The following is a 15,966-nucleotide window of genomic DNA, read 5'->3' as shown; positions in this document are numbered from 1 at the left end:
GCGGCGCGGCCGTGCCCGGTCCAGTGTCCTCGCTGCTGCGGGGCGGGCGGTCCGGTCCCGTGACGGGACTCTCGGTCGGCTCTCCGCCGGGCGCTGGTATCGTTCCCTCCCGTGGCCCGGCCAGCCGGGAGACACGCGCCATTAGCTCAATTGGCAGAGCAGCTGACTCTTAATCAGCGGGTTCGGGGTTCGAGTCCCTGATGGCGCACATCGCAAGATCCCGACCAGCGGCGATGCCCACCGACGTCGCCGCTTCGTCGCCTCTGGGACTCCGATCCCCACTCATCTCCGGTTCTGGCCGTGGAAGCCCATCGACTCCGGCGATCTGGCACGGCCGTCAGCTGCTGCTCCACGTTCCAGCCAGCGGGTTGCTCGTCCTCGTCGAACCGAGGACACCCCTGAGCGCTCGGTGACGCCAGTGATCATCCGGGGTGACCGGCCCGTGGTCGGACGGCCTGCGCCAGCTGTCGTCGTGGTTCGTCTCACAGGGGCCGGGCGCTTGCTGCCGCTGGCACAGGGCATGGTGAGGCTGAGCGGATTTCGGGCCAGACCCGTCCGATGCCGGCCGGGCCGACACCAGCACGACTCGACGCGGGCCCGAGCGGGCCGATCCGCGGGTTGCCATCCAGACGCCGCCTGCCACCCGACCACCTACACGAGAGGCCGTTTCCACCATGGCGCAGTCCAAGAGCACGACACGCAGCGAGACCGTTGCGGTTCCCGTCGACGTCACCGTCGAGGAGGGCGACCGCGGTCGCAAGGGCCCGACCGGTCCGGTCGGTCCCGCCGGCGAGCCCGGTGACAAGGGCCCGACCGGTCCGGTCGGTCCCGCCGGCGAGCCCGGTGACAAGGGCGACAAGGGCCCGGTCGGCCCCGCCGGCGAGCGGGGCGACAAGGGTGAGAAGGGCCAGACCGGTCCGATCGGCCCGGTCGGTGAGCGCGGCGACAAGGGCCCGATCGGCCCGCAGGGCCCGCCCGGGCTGCGCGGCGAGACCGGCCCGCGGGGCGAGCAGGGGCCGGAGGGAGCGACCGGCCCGCAGGGCGAGCAGGGTCTGCCCGGCTCCACCGGCCGCCCCGGGGAGCAGGGCGAGCAGGGCCCGCAGGGCCTGCGCGGCGAGACCGGCCCCCAGGGTGTGGTCGGTGAGCGCGGTGAGCAGGGGCTGCAGGGTGAGCAGGGCCTGCGCGGCGCCCAGGGCCCGCGCGGTGTGATCGGCGAGACCGGTGAGCAGGGCGAGAAGGGCCTGACCGGTCTGCAGGGCCTGCCCGGCCTGCAGGGCGAGCAGGGTGCCGCTGGTGTCCGTGGCCTGCAGGGGCCGCAGGGCGAGCAGGGCGCGGCCGGTCCGGTCGGCCCGGTCGGCCTGCCTGGCGTGCAGGGGCCGCAGGGTCCCTCGGGTCCGGCCTGGCTCTACCAGCCCAGCACCGCCGAGCTGGCGTCCAAGGTCAAGCAGGCGGCGCTGGACGTCACGCCGCGCACCGTCTTCGACCCGCGGCTGGGCGTGCGCTACCTGGCCACGCTGACCTCGCGGCTGATCAAGCTGCAGGGTGGGCTGTTCCTCCGCGCCATCGTCGACACCGACGCCGCGGCCAACAACCAGACCGGCCCGGACCTGTCCAACGTGCGCTCCATCGCCTGACCGACACGGCACCCCCAAGGGCGCCTCGGGCCGTTTCAGCGGACCGGGGCGCCCTTCGCCGTCCGAGCCACCCCGGCTCGACGTGGCAGGCCGGGCCGGCCGACAGACACGATCACGCCATCCCCGGAACAGGAGTCGAGCACGGATCCTCTGGCGCGCCGGCCTCTGCGCACGTCTGCCGTGGGTGACGCGATGACCGCGCCCGGATCCCGCCAGCAGCAGCACCCAGGTGTAGCAGGAGCCGCTCCCGTCGTCTCGGCGGTCCGTGTGCCGGGGGTGTGCGCCGGTGCGGCATCCCGAGGCCCGGGGTGCGGCGCGGGCGCACCCGCTCGACCCGGACGGCCGCGGAGCCGACCTCGCCGGCGCCTCACTGCTCGGCGAGCCGCGGACTGCTCCGCCAGGACGCGTCCGCGGGGGGCCGCTCGTCGCCCGTGGTCAGGTGGATCCGGTCGATCCGGAGACGCGACTTGCGGGCCAGGACGGACAGGACGTGCTCGCCCCGGCCCACCTCGAGGTCGGTCAGGAGCGTCCAGCACCGCACCTGCGTCGTGGCGACGCCGAACAGGTCCCCACCCCAGAACTGGGCGTCCAGGGGCTGCGGGGTCCCGTCGAGGGCGAGCCAGCACGAGTCGTCGTCGCTGTCGTGCTTCGTATCGAGCAGTCGTGGGCGACGTCGGAGCACCCCTTGCTCTCCAGCCAGGGACGCCACTCGTTCTGGTTGCTGCGCAGCAGCACGTCGCAGTGGCTGGTGCCGACGACGATGCCCATCTCCTCGGCCGGGCGGCCGTTCTCCGGGTCCCCGTTGACGTGGGTGACGTGCATCGCCGGCCAGACGAGGTTGCCCTGAGCCGCAGGACCAGCTCGAGGACCCGCGCGTGGGTCTCCGGCCCGATGGTGCCGTCCGCGGTGTGCGCCGCCCACGCCTCGAGCTGTTCCTCGTCGTCGAGGAGGATGCCGCGGTACCTCACCGACGGGTGGTCGGCCAGGAGACCGTCGGCCCGGACGCGGATGCTCTCGCGGCGCCTCACCGGCACGTCGGCGGAGAACCCCCACGGCGAGACGCCGATCGCCTCGCAGACGTCGTAGATCCCGACGACGGTCCCGCGCCGGTCGGCGCCGACGACGTACAGGCAGTCGTCGACGACCTGGACGAGGAAGCCCTCCCACCCGCAAGGAGCCGTCCGCCTCGCGCAGCTCCGAGCCGGTGAGCCTCCCGGCGGCGATCACCGCGTCGACGTGCGGACTGACGCCGACCGTCCCGACGGCGATCCGGTGGCCGCCGGCCGTCCGGGGCGAGGCGCGCGTCGCAGCGGCAGACCCTCCCCAGGTCGCCGGCGGCGCGCCGGACGGCCGGGCTCTCGGCCGGGTCGACGTGGACCCTCGTCGTCCCCCCGGTCTCGGCGATGAGGGTCCCGCCGGACCCCGGGTCGGCCAGGTAGGTCATCTGCTGCGCTCCCCTCCGGCTCCGGTGACCGGTCCGCGTCCCGCGGCGGTGTCGCCCGCGCCGGTGGCCCGGCCCGGAGGGGGTGTCACGTCGTCGTCCTCCTCCACGTCGTGCCGGGCACCGACGATGGCGACGCCCAGGAGTGCACCGAGCAGCCAGAACGCGGCGGACAGCCCGGTGGTCCCCGCCAGGAGCCCGGCCGCCGCCGGCGTGCCCACGAGCCCGATCCGGTTGCCGACCAGGCGGAGGGCGAGGGCGGCCCCCCGGGCGTCCTCGGGGACCGCGCGGACGATGACCGTCATCATCAGCGGCTGCCCCACGCCCAGCAGGAAGCCGATGCCGGCGAGCAGCACGGCCAGGACCGCCACGTTGCCGGCCGCCGGCAGGCACGCCACCGCCAGACCCGACCCGACGGTGCTCAGCACCACCAGGCGGGGCCGGCCGAGCCACCGCAGCATCCGCGGCACCAGCACCCGGGAGGCCACCGTGGCCCCCGCGCGGACGCTCAGCAGGACCCCCACCGTCGACGGCGCGATGCCGCGGCTCTCCCCGAGCAGCGGGAGGTAGGCGGTCAGCAGGTCCACGGCCGCGGCGAGGACCAGGCTGGTGAACACCCCCGAGGGGACGCCGGGCAGCCGCAGGATCCGGGAGGCGGGCAGCGACTGCTCCCCCGGCCGCCCCTGCGGAGCGGGGAACCGCCGCCGGATCGCCAGCCAGACCGCTGCGGGCAGGCCGAGCGCACACAGGCCCGCGCTCACCAGCAGCGCGCGGGAGGTGCCGGAGGACAGGTCGCCCGGAGCGGTCGAGAGCACGAACCCGGCCAGCGCGGGCCCGACCAGCTGCCCGCCGGAGACGACGGCGGTGAACAGCCCGAACCCGCCGTCCAGCTGTGCCGGTGGCAGCCGGGCGACGACGTTCTCCCCGCCGACGATGCAGCCGAGGTTGCCCAGCCCCAGGACGACGTTGCCCGCGGCGATGCCGGACAGGGAGTCGCTGACCGCCAGCAGCACGCAGCCGGCCACCAGCAGGGCCAGCCCGCCCACGAGGATCGGCTCGGGACGGCGCCGGTCGGCCAGCCGGCCCAGCGGCAGCGCCACCAGCATCGGCAGGAGCGCGAAGGCACCGGTCAGCAGTCCGACCGCGAGCGCCCCCGCCCCGAGGTCGATGGCCCGGTAGGTGGTGACCGGCCGGGCCACCGCGATCCCGGCCTGGATGAGCGCCATGACGGCGAGCAGCTGCAGCAACCACCGGGGAAGCCGACCGCGCGGCGCGCGCCGGTCGTCAGGTGGCAAGGCTCAGGGCCGGGGCGGCCGGACGTCGGGGCAGGGCGGAGGGGTCCTCCCTCAGTGCGGGAGCCGCCGGCCGGTGCTGGTCGAGAAGACGTGCTCCTCGCCCTTCCGGATGGTCAGGCGGACCTGCTCGCCCTTCGCCGGGGGACGCCGGCCGTCCACCCGCGCGACGATCTGCTTGGTCTCGCCGCCGTGGAGGTACTCGGCCAGGTCCTCGTCCAGGAGGGACGCGTAGACGTACGCGTCCGAGCCCAGTTCCTCGACCAGGTCGATGCGGGCCGCGAAGCCCTCCCCCGCCGGCGACACCTCCAGCGCCTCCGGCCGGAAGCCGAGCGTGAGGGTGCGGTCGCCGCCGGCGGCCGACAGGGTCTCGCGGGACAGCGGCACGAGCACGTCCCCGAGCCGCACTCCCCCGTCAGTGACCGGGACCTCGGCGAGGTTCATGGCGGGCGAGCCGATGAAGCCCGCGACGAACACGTTGCTGGGGCGGTCGTACATCTCCCGCGGGCTGGCGACCTGCTGCAGGACGCCGTCCTTGAGCACCGCGACCCGGTCGCCCATGGTCATGGCCTCGACCTGGTCGTGGGTGACGTAGACGGTGGTGATGCCGAGCCGGCGCTGCAGGGAGGCGATCTGGGTGCGGGTCTGCACGCGCAGCTTGGCGTCGAGGTTGGACAGCGGCTCGTCCATGAGGAACACCTGGGGCTTGCGGACGATCGCCCGGCCCATGGCGACCCGCTGCCGCTGCCCGCCGGAGAGGGCCTTGGGCTTGCGGTCCAGGTAGGGCTCGAGGTCGAGCAGCTTGGCGGCCTCCTCGACCCGGGCGCGGCGCTCCTTCTTGCCCACCCCGGCGATCTGCAGCGCGAAGCCCATGTTGTCCGCGACGCTCATGTGCGGGTAGAGCGCGTAGTTCTGGAACACCATCGCGATGTCGCGGTCCTTGGGTGGGACGTCGCTGACGTCGCGGTCGCCGATCCGGATCGCGCCGCCGTCGACGTCCTCCAGACCGGCGAGCATCCGCAGCGACGTGGACTTGCCGCACCCGGACGGGCCGACGAGGACCAGGAACTCGCCGTCCTGGATCTCGAGGTCGAGCTGGTCGACCGCCGGCTTCCCGCCTCCGGGGTACACCCGGGTCGCCTTGTCGTAGGTGACCGATGCCATGAGAGCTCCCTCTTCCGGTGCCGTACACGCCGGCCCTGTGACTGTCCCCACAGTACGGCAAGCGCTTTCCCAGGGTCAATGCCCGAGCAGGATCAGTCCATCTCCTCGAGCCGGTCGGTGGCGAACACCAGGCCGTGGCCCGGACCGGTCTCCGCACGCAGCACGCCGCCGGCGACCGTGACCCCGCTCGGCTGCGCCAGCGCACCCAGCGCGGCGAACGAGGCGTCCTCGACGTCCTCGACCATCGTCGTGTCCGGCAGGCACAGCGCCAGCTGCCCGGAGAGGTCCGGCAGCAGGTGCGGCGCCACCGGCACGCTGGCCGCGCGGGCGAGCTGCGCGATCCGGAGGAACGGGGTGATCCCGCCGACCCGCACCGCGTTGGGCTGCACGACGTCCGCGGCGCCGGAGGCGAGCAGGTGGCGGTACTGGTAGGTGGTGTAGACGTTCTCCCCCACCGCGATCGGCACGCCGAACCCGGCGTCGTGCAGCCGCGAGAGCGCGGGCAGGTCGTCGGCCACCAGCGGCTCCTCGACCCAGTACAGGTCGAACCGCGACAGCGCGCGCACCGCCCGCAGCGCGGTCGGCAGGTCCCACCGCTGGTTGGCGTCGACCATCAGCTGCCGGTGCGGACCGATCACCTCGCGGACGGCGGCGACCCGCTCGACGTCCTCGGCGAGGTCGGGCCGGCCCACCTTGATCTTCACCCCGCGGCAGCCCTGGGCGACCCAGCGGCGGGCCTGCTCGCGCAGCTCGTCGAGCGGGTAGTGCAGGTTCACCCCGCTGCCGTAGGCGGGCACCGACTCCCGGCGGCGACCCAGGTGGTCGACCAGGCTGCGCCCGGCCGCCCTGGCCCCGAGGTCCCACAGCGCGATGTCCACCGCGGCGATCGCCATGGTGGTCAGCCCGCCGCCGCCCGCCTCGTGCAGGTGCCACCACAGCCGGTCCCAGACGACGCCGGGGTCCGTCGGACCGCCGACGACGACCGGCGCCACGTCGTGCTCGACCAGCGCCTGCACCGCGCGGGCGCCGATGGACGGCGTCCAGCTGAACCCGGTGCCGGTGCGCCCGTCGTCGGTGGTCAGCTCGGTGACCAGCAGGTGCAGCGCCGGGACGTCCTCGCCCCACGGCCGCGACAGCGGCAGCCGGAACAGCCGGCTGGTCAGCTGCTCGACCACGGGCGGCCGGGTGCCCACGGTCAGCGCGCTCACGCGTCCTCCTCGCCGGCGCTCGTCGTCCGCGTTCGCGGTGCTGCCGTGCCCGTGCGTGAGCTCGCGAGCTCGCTCACGACAGCTCCGTCCGCCAGCTGCGCGACGCCGTCCAGCCGAGCAGCTTCTCCGCCTTGGCGGTGCTGAACGCCGGCGCCGTCCCGGTGAGCCCGGCGGCCAGCTCCGGCGCCACGCCGGAGTACCGGGGCAGCAGCTCGGCCAGGGGCGCCTCGGCCAGCGCGTCCTGGGCGCCGACGAAGAAGACCTCGCCGTTGGGGATCTCCCCGGCCCGGCGCAGCAGGGTGTCGAGGAAGTCCGCGGCGTCCCGGGCGTCGACGTAGTTGAACAGCGCGACGGCGCCGTGCCGGGGATCGGCGATGCGCTCCCGGACGGTGTGGCCCTGCTGCGTCGGCGCGCCGTCCCACTCCTCCGGCGCGATCACGAAGCACGGCCGGAAGGCGGCCAGCCGCACCCGGTCGCCGTGCTGGGCGGCGAGCATCTGCACGGTCTGCTCGGCGGCCAGCTTGGACAGGCCGTAGGCGTTCCACGGCCGCGGCGGGTGGTCCTCGTCCAGCGGCAGGTAGGCCGGCGACCACCCCGCCGGGCTGCCGTAGCCCATGACCGTGGGGCTGCTGGCGGTCACGACCGTGCCGACGCCGAGGTCGACCGCGGACGTGAGCACGTTGTAGGCCAGCGCGGTGTTCGTGGCGTGGATGACCGACTCGGGCCGGCTGAACGGCACGGCGATCGCGGCCAGGTGGACGACGGCCTCGGGGCGGTACCGCGCCACCACGCCGTAGGCCTGGCCGAGGTCGGTGAGGTCGGCGGGGAACGTCGCCGCCGCCCTGCCCGGCGGCACGGCCACGACGTCCACCGAGACGACCTCGTGCCCGGCGTCGGCGAGCCCGTCGACGACGCTGCGGCCCAGGCGGCCGGCGCCGCCGGTGACCAGGACCCTCATCCCGGCACCACCACGTCGAGGTAGCGCTGCTTCACCGTCTCCACGACCTGGGCCTTGGGCTGCGCCCAGACGTCGGTGTTGAAGATCTCCACCTCGACGTCGCCGGTCCAGCCGGCGGCCTCGACCGCCGCCACGAACGGCGGGAAGTCGATGACGCCGTCACCCATGTAGCCGCGGGCCATGAGCACGTCGGCCGGGATCGGCACGAGGAAGTCGCAGACCTGGAAGGAGGCGATCCGCTCCCCCGCCCGCTCGATCGACCGCCAGACCTCCGGGTCCCACCAGACGTGGAAGGTGTCGACGACCACGCCCACCTGCTCCACCGGGAACGGCGCGGCGAGGTCGAGCGCCTGGGCCAGCGTGGAGAGGACCGCGCGGTCGGCGCAGTACATCGGGTGCAGCGCCTCCAGGGACAGCCGCACCCCGCGCTCCCCGGCGTGGGGCGCGAGCTCGGCCAGCGCGTCGGCCACCCGCTCCCGGGCGCCGGCCAGGTCCCGCGACCCGGCCGGGAGCCCACCGACCACCATCACCAGGCTCTCGGCGCCCAGGGTGGCGGCCTCGTCGATCGCCCGCCGGTTGTCCCCGACCGCCGCGGCCCGCGCCTCCGGCTCCACGGCGGTGAGGAAGCCGCCCCGGCAGTGCGAGGAGACCCGCAGCCCGGCGTCGCGGACCAGCTTCGCCGTGCGGTCCAGGCCGTACTCGGCGACCGGCTCGCGCCAGGTGCCGATCGCCTGCAGGCCGGCCGCGGCGACGCCGTCGACGAAGTCCGGCAGCGCCCAGCCCTCGACGGTCTTGTGGTTGATCGACAGCCGGTCCAGCCGCGGGTCGACGCTCACCGGTCCACCCCCACGGTCTGCAGGTAGGTGCGCATCCGCGTCGCCGCGAGCTCCGGGTCGGGCAGGAGGCCCGCGGCGTCGGCGAGGCGGAAGACCTCCGCCAGGTGCAGCGGGCCGCGGGCACTCTCCAGGCCGCCCACCATCCGGGAGCCGCGCTGGTGGCCGGCCAGCCAGGCGAGGAAGACGATCCCCGTCTTGTAGTAGTAGGTGGGCGTGCCGAACAGGTGCCGGGACAGCGCCACCGTCGGCTCGAGCAACCGGTCGTAGGTGGCGAGGTCGCCGCGGTCGAGGGCCTGCAGCGCCGTGGAGGCCGCCGGCGCGATCGCGTCGAAGATGCCCAGCAGCGCGTGCGAGTACGACTCGCCGTCCCCGCGGACGAGCGCCGGGTAGTTGAAGTCGTCCCCGGTGTAGAGCCGGACGCCCGCCGGCAGCCGGCGGCGCATGTCGACCTCGTGCTCCTCGTCGAGCATCGACACCTTGATGCCGTCGACCTTGTCGCTGTGGTCGGCGATCACCGCGAGCACCGTGTCGGTGGCCTCGGCCAGCTGCGCCGAGCCCCAGTAGCCGGCCAGCGCGGGGTCGAACATGGGGCCCAGCCAGTGCAGGACCACCGGGCGCGAGACCTGCTCGAGCAGCCGGCCGTAGACCTTGGCGTAGTCGTCGGCGCTGCGCGCCACCCGGGCCAGCTGGCGGCTGGCCATGATGATCACGTTCGCGCCGGCGCCCTCGATGACCTCGATCTGCTCGGTGTAGGCGGCCAGCACCTCGTCGATGCCGGCCAGGTCGGCCGGCGCCTGGTCGGTGCCCGCACCGCAGGCCAGCAGCCCGCCGCAGGCGGCCGCCTCGGCGGCCGAGCGGCGGACGAGCTCCGCCGTGGTGCTCCACGGCATCCCCATGCCGCGCTGCGCGGTGTCCATCGCGTCGGCCACGCCGAGCCCGTAGGACCACAGGTGGCGGCGGAAGGCCATGGTGGCCTCCCAGTCGACGTCCACCGCGCCGCCGGGGGTGTTGTCGCCGAACGGGTCGGCGACCACGTGCGCCGCGGCGTAGGCGGTGCGGCTGGTCAGCGGGCCGTCCGGGCGGGTGAAGGCGCCCGGCTGGCCGAGCCGGTGCTCGGCGAGCGTCCCGTCGGGTCGTGGCAGGTGGACGACCGGCGCGCTCACGCGGTCAGCTCCGGGATCTCCAGGCGCCGGCCCTCGGCCGAGGACTGCAGGCCCAGCTCGGCGAGCTGCACCCCGCGGGCGCCGGCGAGGAAGTCGTAGGGGTGCGGGGCGTCCTCGAGGACGTGGCGGAGGAACTGCTCCCACTGGATGCGGAACCCGTTGTCGAGGTCGGCGTTGTCCGGGACGACCTGCCACTGGTCGCGGAACCGCTCGGTCACCGGCAGGTCGGGGTTCCACACCGGCATGGGGGTGGTGGCCCGGTGCTGGATCCGGCACTCCCGGAGCCCCGCCACGGCACTGCCCTCGGTCCCGTCGACCTGGAACTCCACCAGCTCGTCGCGGTACACCCGCACCGCCCAGGACGAGTTGATCTGCGCGACGACGCCGTCCGGGAGCTCGAAGATGCCGTACGCCGCGTCGTCGGCGGTGGCCTCGTAGGCCTCCCCGCGCTCGTCGCGCCGGGTGGGGACGTGTGTGACCGCCTTCGCGGTCACCGCCTGCGGGCGGCCGAAGAGGTTCTCCAGCACGTACGCCCAGTGGCAGAACATGTCGACGACGATCCCGCCGCCGTCCTCCTTGCGGTAGTTCCAGCTGGGCCGCTGGGCGGGCTGCCAGTCGCCCTCGAAGACCCAGTAGCCGAACTCGCCGCGCACCGACAGGATGCGGCCGAAGAAGCCGCCGTCGATCAGCCGCTTGAGCTTCACCAGACCCGGCAGGTACAGCTTGTCGTGGACGACGCCGTTCTTCACACCGGCCTCCCTGGCCAGCTTCGCCAGGTCGAGGGCGCCGGCCAGCGACTCCGACGTCGGCTTCTCCGTGTAGACGTGCTTGCCCGCCGCGATGGCCGCCTTGATCGCCGCCTCGCGCGCCTGGGTGACCTGCGCGTCGAAGTAGATCGGCGCCGAGTCGTCGGCCAGGGCCTCGTCGAGGTCGGTCGTCCAGCGCTCGATGCCGTGCTGGGCCGCGATCTCGGCGAGCTTGCGCTCGTTGCGGCCGACCAGGACCGGCTCGGGCACGACCCGGCGGCCGTCGGCGAGCTCGAGGCCGCCGGAGTCGCGGATGGCGAGGATCGACCGCACCAGGTGCTGGCGGTAGCCCATCCTCCCGGTGACGCCGTTCATGATGATGCCGAGCGGGGTGGACACGGTGCCCTCCAGGGGGGTCATCGGGCGCTCCCCGCGGGAGCGGGAGCGGGAGCGGGGCGCAGGGGGATGCCGAAGTCGGCGAGGTGGACGATCCGGCCGGTGGCCAGGGAGCGGTTGGCGGCCGAGCCGACGAGGACGCTGCGGACGCCGTCGAGCCAGCCCGCCGCCTGACCGAGCGGGTCGGGTCGGGAGCCGGGGCGGAACAGGTCGTCGAGGAGGAGCGCGTCGCCGCCGCCGTGGGCGCCGGGGCCCTCGGGGACGGCGATCCGGCGGGCGGGCTCCCAGCGGCGCTGGAGCACCAGGTCGGTGCCCTCGACCCGGGCGCCGGTGGCCGGGGTGACCTCGTCCGGCGTGGCGCTCGGGTCGACCGCGACGCCGAAGCCGCCGATGACGTCGTCCGCGGCCAGCACCGCCGCCCGCTCGACGACGGACAGCTCGAGGCGGCCCTCGGTGCCGTTGACGCTCACGCGGTAGCCCTCCCACGGGCCGTGGGCGTTGAGCGAGTAGCTGAGCATCGCGCCGCCGCCGTAGCGCAGCAGCAGCGCCATGTTGTCCTCGATGGTGATGCCGGGGGCGAAGACGTCCTGGTCGCGGATGTAGCCGTCCTCGACCTCGGCGTCCAGGTACAGCTGCCGCAGCCGGTCGTTGCCGGCCAGGTCCAGGGCGAACGGGTCGCGTCCGACCTCGGGTGAGCCGTGGCTGCGCGCCGGGCGCTCGCCCAGGCCGCGGGCCTTGGCGTTCTGCTCGCCGTAGAAGCGCAGCTCGCCGAGCGCGAACACGGTCTCGGGGACGTCGCCGACCCACCAGTTGACCAGGTCGAAGTGGTGGGTGGCCTTGTGCACGAACAGGCCGCCGGACCGCGACTTGTCCCGGTGCCACCGGCGGAAGTAGTCCGCGCCGTGCACCGAGTCGAGCACCCACTCGAAGTGCACGGAGGTCACCTCGCCGATCGCGCCGTCGGCGATGAGCTGCCGGACGGCCGCGTTCCGGGGCGAGTAGCGGTAGTTGAAGGTGACGACGAGGTCGCGGCCGGTCTCCTCGACGGCGTCGACGATGGTGCGGCAGCCCTCGGCGTCGACGGTGAGCGGCTTCTCCGTGATGACGTCGCGGCCGGCGCGCATCGCCCGGGAGACGTACTCGGCGTGCGTGGCGTCGACGCTGGCGACGACGACGACGTCGGGCTGCTCCCGGTCGAGCATCGTGTCGAGGTCCTCGGGCGCGTAGGCCGGCAGCGGCGCGGCGCCGGGGTGCGCCTCGGCGTGCTGGCGCTGGTAGTACGCCATGCGGGTCCGGTTGGGGTCGCACAGTGCGACCAGCTCGCCGGCGTCGGCGTGGGTGCCCAGCAGCGCCGCGGTGTACATCTCCGCGCGGTGGCCGGTGCCGACGACCGCGTAGCGGCGGCGGGGCGCGGACGGGTCGGTGGAGGTCACGTCTCCCTCTCCGTGGAAGGCGGGTGGCAGGGGAGGCAGTGCCAGGGGGCGGCCGGCGGACGCACCGCCCCCTGGCCCGCGGTCAGGCGATCGCCGACTGGACCTCGGTCATGAACTGCTCGGCGGCGTCCTCCACCGAGACCTGGTCGAACAGGATCTGCTCGGTGTAGCGCTGCATGATCGCCTGCACCTCACCGGCACCCTGCGGCGGCAGGGCCGGCGGGTCCTGCAGGTCCGGGGTGATCTCCTCGACGAAGGCCACGGCGGCCTGGCCGGCCGGGTCGAGCTGCGGGGCGATCTGGTCACGCAGCTCGGTGTTCACCGGCAGCCCGCGGTCGGCCTTGACGATGTTGACCGCCTCCTCGGAGTTGATCAGCCAGTTGACGAGCAGCGCGGCCTCCTGCGGGCTCTCGCAGTCGCTGCTGATCGCCCAGAACATGGCCGGCTTGAGGTACATGCCGGTCTGGCCGTCGCCCTCCTCGGTGGGGAACCGCATGAGCTGCAGCTCCCGGCCGGCCCCCGCGGTCAGCGCCGGGAGCTCGTTGGTCCACCAGAAGCCGGAGGCGCCCCGGGCGGTGGCGACCAGCGCCTGGTCGACGCCGCCGTTGAAGACCTCGACCGTGGTGGACGGCGGCGGCTCGGCACCGGACTCCGACGCCTGCTTCTCGATGGTCCACCAGTCGGCGAGCGTCTCGGCGGTGAAGCCGATCTGGCCGTCCTCGTCGAACAGGGCCTCGCCGTGCTCGCGGGCGTAGATCTCGAAGTTGGTGTCACCGCCGTTGAGGCCCATCGCCTGCATGCCCCACGCCTGGCCACCGGTGGCCTGCGTCACCTGGGCGGCGGTGTCGACCATCTCCTCCCAGGTCCACGACGCGTCGTCGGGGACCGGCACGCCGGCCTGGGCGTAGACCGCCGGGTCGATGACGGTGGAGAACGCGTTGACCCCGGTCGGGATCGCGTAGGTCGCGTCCTCGACCTTCCCCGTGTCGGCGACCGCCTCGTCGAGGTTGCTGGTGTCGATGGTGCCGTCCTCGATGTACGGCGTGAGGTCGAGCAGGGCGTTGCGGTCGGCGTACTCCCGGACGTAGCGGGTGTCCTGCTGCTGGACGCAGGGGGCCTCGCCGCCGGCGGTGCTGGTGGCGAGCCGGTCGAAGTAGTCGGCGAAGCCGGTGAAGTCGCCCTCGATGGTGACGCCCTCGTTCTGCGACTGGTACAGGTCGATCAGCTGCTGGGTCGCCGCGTGCCGCGTGTCGCTGCCCCACCAGGACATGCGCATGGTGACCGGCCCGTCGTCCCGGGTGGTCCCCTCCTCGGCGGCCTGCCCGCCGCCCCCGCCGTCGCCGCCGCCGCACGCGGTGGTCAGCAGGAGTCCGAGGACACCGCCGGCCACACCCAGGCGGGTGGGCCACGTGCGGCGCACCCCGCTCCTCCGGATCGTTCGCACGTTCCATACCTCCTTGTTGGTGGTGGTCACTTGAGCCCCGTGGTGGCGATGCCGCGCACCAGGTAGCGCTGGCCCGCGAGGAAGAAGCCGAAGACCGGCGCCAGGGCGACGATCGACATGGCGAAGACCGGACCCCACGGCGTCTGGCTGGTCGCGTCGACGAACGTCCGGAGGGCGACCGGCACGGTGTACATGTCGGGGTCGGTCAGGAAGATCAGCTGGCTGAAGAAGTCGTTCCAGGTCCAGATGAAGGTGAAGATCGCCGTGGTGGCGAGAGCCGGCACCGACAGCGGGATGACGATCCGCCAGAAGATGGACCAGTGACCGCAGCCGTCGATGCGCGCGGCCTCGTCCAGTTCCCGCGGGATGCCCCGGATGAACTGCACCATCAGGAAGACGAAGAAGCCGTCCGTGGCGAGCAGTTTCGGCACGATCAACGGCCAGTAGGTGTTGATCCAGTCCAGCTGCGAGAACAGGATGTACTGCGGGACGATCACCACGTGGATCGGCAGCATCATCGTGCCGAGCATCACCGCGAACCAGAACTTCTTGAACCTGAACTCCAGCCGGGCGAACGCGTACGCGGCCAGCGAGCAGGCCAGCAGGTTGCCGATGATGGAGCCGGCGACGATCACCGTCGAGTTCAGGATGTAGTGGCCGAAGTCGCGGGGCAGCGCCGTCCAGCCCTCGGGGTAGTTCTGCCCGGTGACGCGCTCCGGGAGCAGCCCGGTCTGACTGAAGATGTCCTCGGTGAACTTGAAGGAACTCGAGACCATCCAGAGCAGCGGGTAGAGCATGGCGATCGCGCCCAGGATCAGCACGGTGTGCGCCAGCCACCGGGGCCGCTGCTTCTTCTCGCGGCGGGAGGGGAGCTTCTCCGTGGCGGCCAGCGGCTCGGCCACGGTCAGGTCAGTCGCCATAGAACACCCAGTACTTCGCTGCGATGAAGTTGACCGCGGTCAACCCACCGACGATGAGCAGGAGGACCCAGGCGAGCGCCGACGCGTATCCCATGTCGAAGTTGCCGAAGCCGCGCTGGTAGAGGTAGAGCGTGTAGAAGAGCGTCGAGTCCGCGGGACCACCCGTTCCGCCACTGACGATGAACGCCTGCGTGAACGACTGGAACGCGTGGATGACCTGCAGGACCAGGTTGAAGAAGATGATCGGCGAGAGCAGCGGCAGGGTGACCTTGAGGAACTGGCGCACCTTCCCCGCCCCGTCCAGCGACGCCGCCTCGTAGTACATCGCCGGGATCTGCCGCAGGCCGGCCAGGAAGATCACCATCGGGGCGCCGAACGTCCAGACGTTGAGGATGATCAGCGTGCCCAGCGCGTAGCTGGGGTCGGAGACCCAGCCCGGCGGGTCCTCCGCGCCCAGGAAGCGCAGGACGCCGTTGAGCAGGCCCTGCGCACCGAAGATCTGCCGCCAGAGGATGGCGATCGCGACGCTGCCGCCGATCAGAGAGGGCAGGTAGTAGATCGACCGGTACAGCGCCAGGCCGCGCAACCCCCGGTCGAGGATCATCGCCAGGAACAGCGCGAAGGCCAGCTGCAGCGGGACCGAGACACCGACGTAGATGAACGTGACCTTGAGCGACTGGTAGAAGCGCGGGTCGTCGAGCATCCGCTGGAAGTTCTCCAGCCCCGTCCACTCCGGTGAGCCGATGAGGCTGTAGTCGGTGAAGGCCAGGTACGCCGAGGCCAGGATGGGACCGGCGGTGATCAGGGCCAGCCCGGTGAACCAGGGGGCCAGGAACAGGTAGGGCGCGAAACGGCCCGGGTCCTTCTTCTTGCGTCTCGCGCGGGGCACCGGCTGACCGGCCTCCCGTGGAGCCTCGTCGTGCGGGTGTTCGCGCGACGAGACGTCGAGCGTTGACGACACGGGCTCTCACCTCTCTGAGGAGCTCGTCGGACTGGGGTGCGTCCGGATCGGCGGGTGTGCGAGCGGTCACATCCCGGTAAGCGCTTTCTAACCTTCTACCGGGGTCCTGTCAACGATGCGTCGCGGGCTCCCGACCTCCCGGTGCGGCCTGTGCGCTGCACCACAGTGGGCAAGCGCTTTCTACGCGGCGACGGTGAGTCCTGTCAACGGGCACGCCGCAGGCTCGCCGGCCGGTCGCCGTGCCGCACCGTCCGGCACCCGGTTGGCCTGCGGTTTCGTCCGACCGGTCGGCCTCCCAGGTGCTCGAGGCCGACCCGTGGCGTCGCCATACTCGGCAAGCCCTTTCTAAGAAGGACGCTCTCCGGTTACG

At 73.1% G+C, this 15,966-nt stretch carries 13 protein-coding genes, 1 tRNA gene and 1 pseudogene; 2 read left to right on the top strand and 13 right to left on the bottom strand.

The window, feature by feature from the left end; genetic code table 11:
- Positions 1-135 precede the first annotated feature (135 nt).
- Both JOD57_RS18915 and JOD57_RS18910 read left to right on the top strand, forming a co-directional pair.
- Positions 136-208 (top strand) — tRNA-Lys (locus JOD57_RS18915).
- Between the two features lie 466 nt (positions 209-674).
- Complete coding sequence (locus JOD57_RS18910) at positions 675-1,634, top strand: collagen-like domain-containing protein (protein ID WP_204693440.1); 960 nt, start codon at positions 675-677, stop codon at positions 1,632-1,634.
- A 367-nt stretch (positions 1,635-2,001) separates the two neighbouring features.
- On the opposite strand, the gene JOD57_RS25670 is transcribed toward JOD57_RS18910, so the two are convergent.
- The 13 genes and pseudogenes from JOD57_RS25670 to JOD57_RS18850 form a co-directional block, all read right to left on the bottom strand.
- A complete protein-coding gene (locus JOD57_RS25670; protein ID WP_239568631.1) occupies positions 2,002-2,316 on the bottom strand; it encodes a hypothetical protein in 315 nt (104 codons plus the stop codon).
- Between the two features lie 65 nt (positions 2,317-2,381).
- Positions 2,382-2,602, bottom strand: a pseudogene (locus JOD57_RS27345) (glycosyl hydrolase 115 family protein); the annotation flags it as partial.
- A 472-nt stretch (positions 2,603-3,074) separates the two neighbouring features.
- Complete coding sequence (locus JOD57_RS18900) at positions 3,075-4,322, bottom strand: MFS transporter (RefSeq protein WP_204693439.1); 1,248 nt, start codon at positions 4,320-4,322, stop codon at positions 3,075-3,077.
- Between the two features lie 99 nt (positions 4,323-4,421).
- Positions 4,422-5,531, bottom strand: coding sequence for an ABC transporter ATP-binding protein (locus JOD57_RS18895; RefSeq protein ID WP_204693438.1), 1,110 nt, complete (start codon positions 5,529-5,531; stop codon positions 4,422-4,424).
- Positions 5,532-5,623: 92 nt separating this feature from the next.
- Positions 5,624-6,739, bottom strand: a complete 1,116-nt coding sequence (locus JOD57_RS18890; protein WP_204693437.1) for a mandelate racemase/muconate lactonizing enzyme family protein — start codon at positions 6,737-6,739, stop codon at positions 5,624-5,626.
- 73 nt (positions 6,740-6,812) lie between these two features.
- A complete protein-coding gene (locus tag JOD57_RS18885; protein WP_204693436.1) occupies positions 6,813-7,697 on the bottom strand; it encodes an NAD-dependent epimerase/dehydratase family protein in 885 nt (294 codons plus the stop codon).
- A complete protein-coding gene (locus tag JOD57_RS18880; protein WP_307824786.1) occupies positions 7,694-8,533 on the bottom strand; it encodes a sugar phosphate isomerase/epimerase family protein in 840 nt (279 codons plus the stop codon). The genes JOD57_RS18885 and JOD57_RS18880 overlap by 4 nt, the downstream gene beginning before the upstream one ends.
- Positions 8,530-9,696, bottom strand: a complete 1,167-nt coding sequence (locus JOD57_RS18875; protein WP_204693435.1) for a dihydrodipicolinate synthase family protein — start codon at positions 9,694-9,696, stop codon at positions 8,530-8,532. The genes JOD57_RS18880 and JOD57_RS18875 overlap by 4 nt, the downstream gene beginning before the upstream one ends.
- On the bottom strand, positions 9,693-10,862 hold the full coding sequence (locus tag JOD57_RS18870) for a Gfo/Idh/MocA family protein (protein ID WP_204693434.1): 1,170 nt from the start codon (positions 10,860-10,862) through the stop codon (positions 9,693-9,695). The genes JOD57_RS18875 and JOD57_RS18870 overlap by 4 nt, the downstream gene beginning before the upstream one ends.
- Positions 10,859-12,271: a Gfo/Idh/MocA family oxidoreductase gene (locus tag JOD57_RS18865; protein WP_204693433.1), complete on the bottom strand. Its 1,413-nt coding sequence runs from the start codon at positions 12,269-12,271 to the stop codon at positions 10,859-10,861. Before JOD57_RS18865 ends, JOD57_RS18870 begins: the two co-directional genes overlap by 4 nt.
- 82 nt (positions 12,272-12,353) lie before the next feature.
- On the bottom strand, positions 12,354-13,691 hold the full coding sequence (locus tag JOD57_RS18860; RefSeq protein ID WP_204693432.1) for an ABC transporter substrate-binding protein: 1,338 nt from the start codon (positions 13,689-13,691) through the stop codon (positions 12,354-12,356).
- Between the two features lie 50 nt (positions 13,692-13,741).
- Entirely contained in the window at positions 13,742-14,635 is an 894-nt protein-coding gene (locus tag JOD57_RS18855) for a carbohydrate ABC transporter permease (protein ID WP_204693431.1), read from the bottom strand.
- Complete coding sequence (locus JOD57_RS18850; protein WP_204693430.1) at positions 14,625-15,524, bottom strand: carbohydrate ABC transporter permease; 900 nt, start codon at positions 15,522-15,524, stop codon at positions 14,625-14,627. The genes JOD57_RS18855 and JOD57_RS18850 overlap by 11 nt, the downstream gene beginning before the upstream one ends.
- Positions 15,525-15,966: the final 442 nt, after the last annotated feature.

Source organism: Geodermatophilus bullaregiensis (assembly GCF_016907675.1).
Taxonomy (GTDB): domain Bacteria; phylum Actinomycetota; class Actinomycetes; order Mycobacteriales; family Geodermatophilaceae; genus Geodermatophilus; species Geodermatophilus bullaregiensis.
This window is presented reverse-complemented; position numbering and strand designations above follow the sequence as displayed.

Bases quoted from the DNA above. Each gene is read 5' to 3' on its own strand.
- JOD57_RS18895 (WP_204693438.1), bottom strand. From the start codon at position 5,531: ATGGCATCGGTCACCTACGACAAGGCGACCCGGGTGTACCCCGGAGGC.
- JOD57_RS18855 (WP_204693431.1), bottom strand. From the start codon at position 14,635: ATGGCGACTGACCTGACCGTGGCCGAGCCGCTGGCCGCCACGGAGAAG.
- JOD57_RS18910 (WP_204693440.1), top strand. From the start codon at position 675: ATGGCGCAGTCCAAGAGCACGACACGCAGCGAGACCGTTGCGGTTCCC.
- JOD57_RS18870 (WP_204693434.1), bottom strand. From the start codon at position 10,862: ATGACCCCCCTGGAGGGCACCGTGTCCACCCCGCTCGGCATCATCATG.
- JOD57_RS18885 (WP_204693436.1), bottom strand. From the start codon at position 7,697: ATGAGGGTCCTGGTCACCGGCGGCGCCGGCCGCCTGGGCCGCAGCGTC.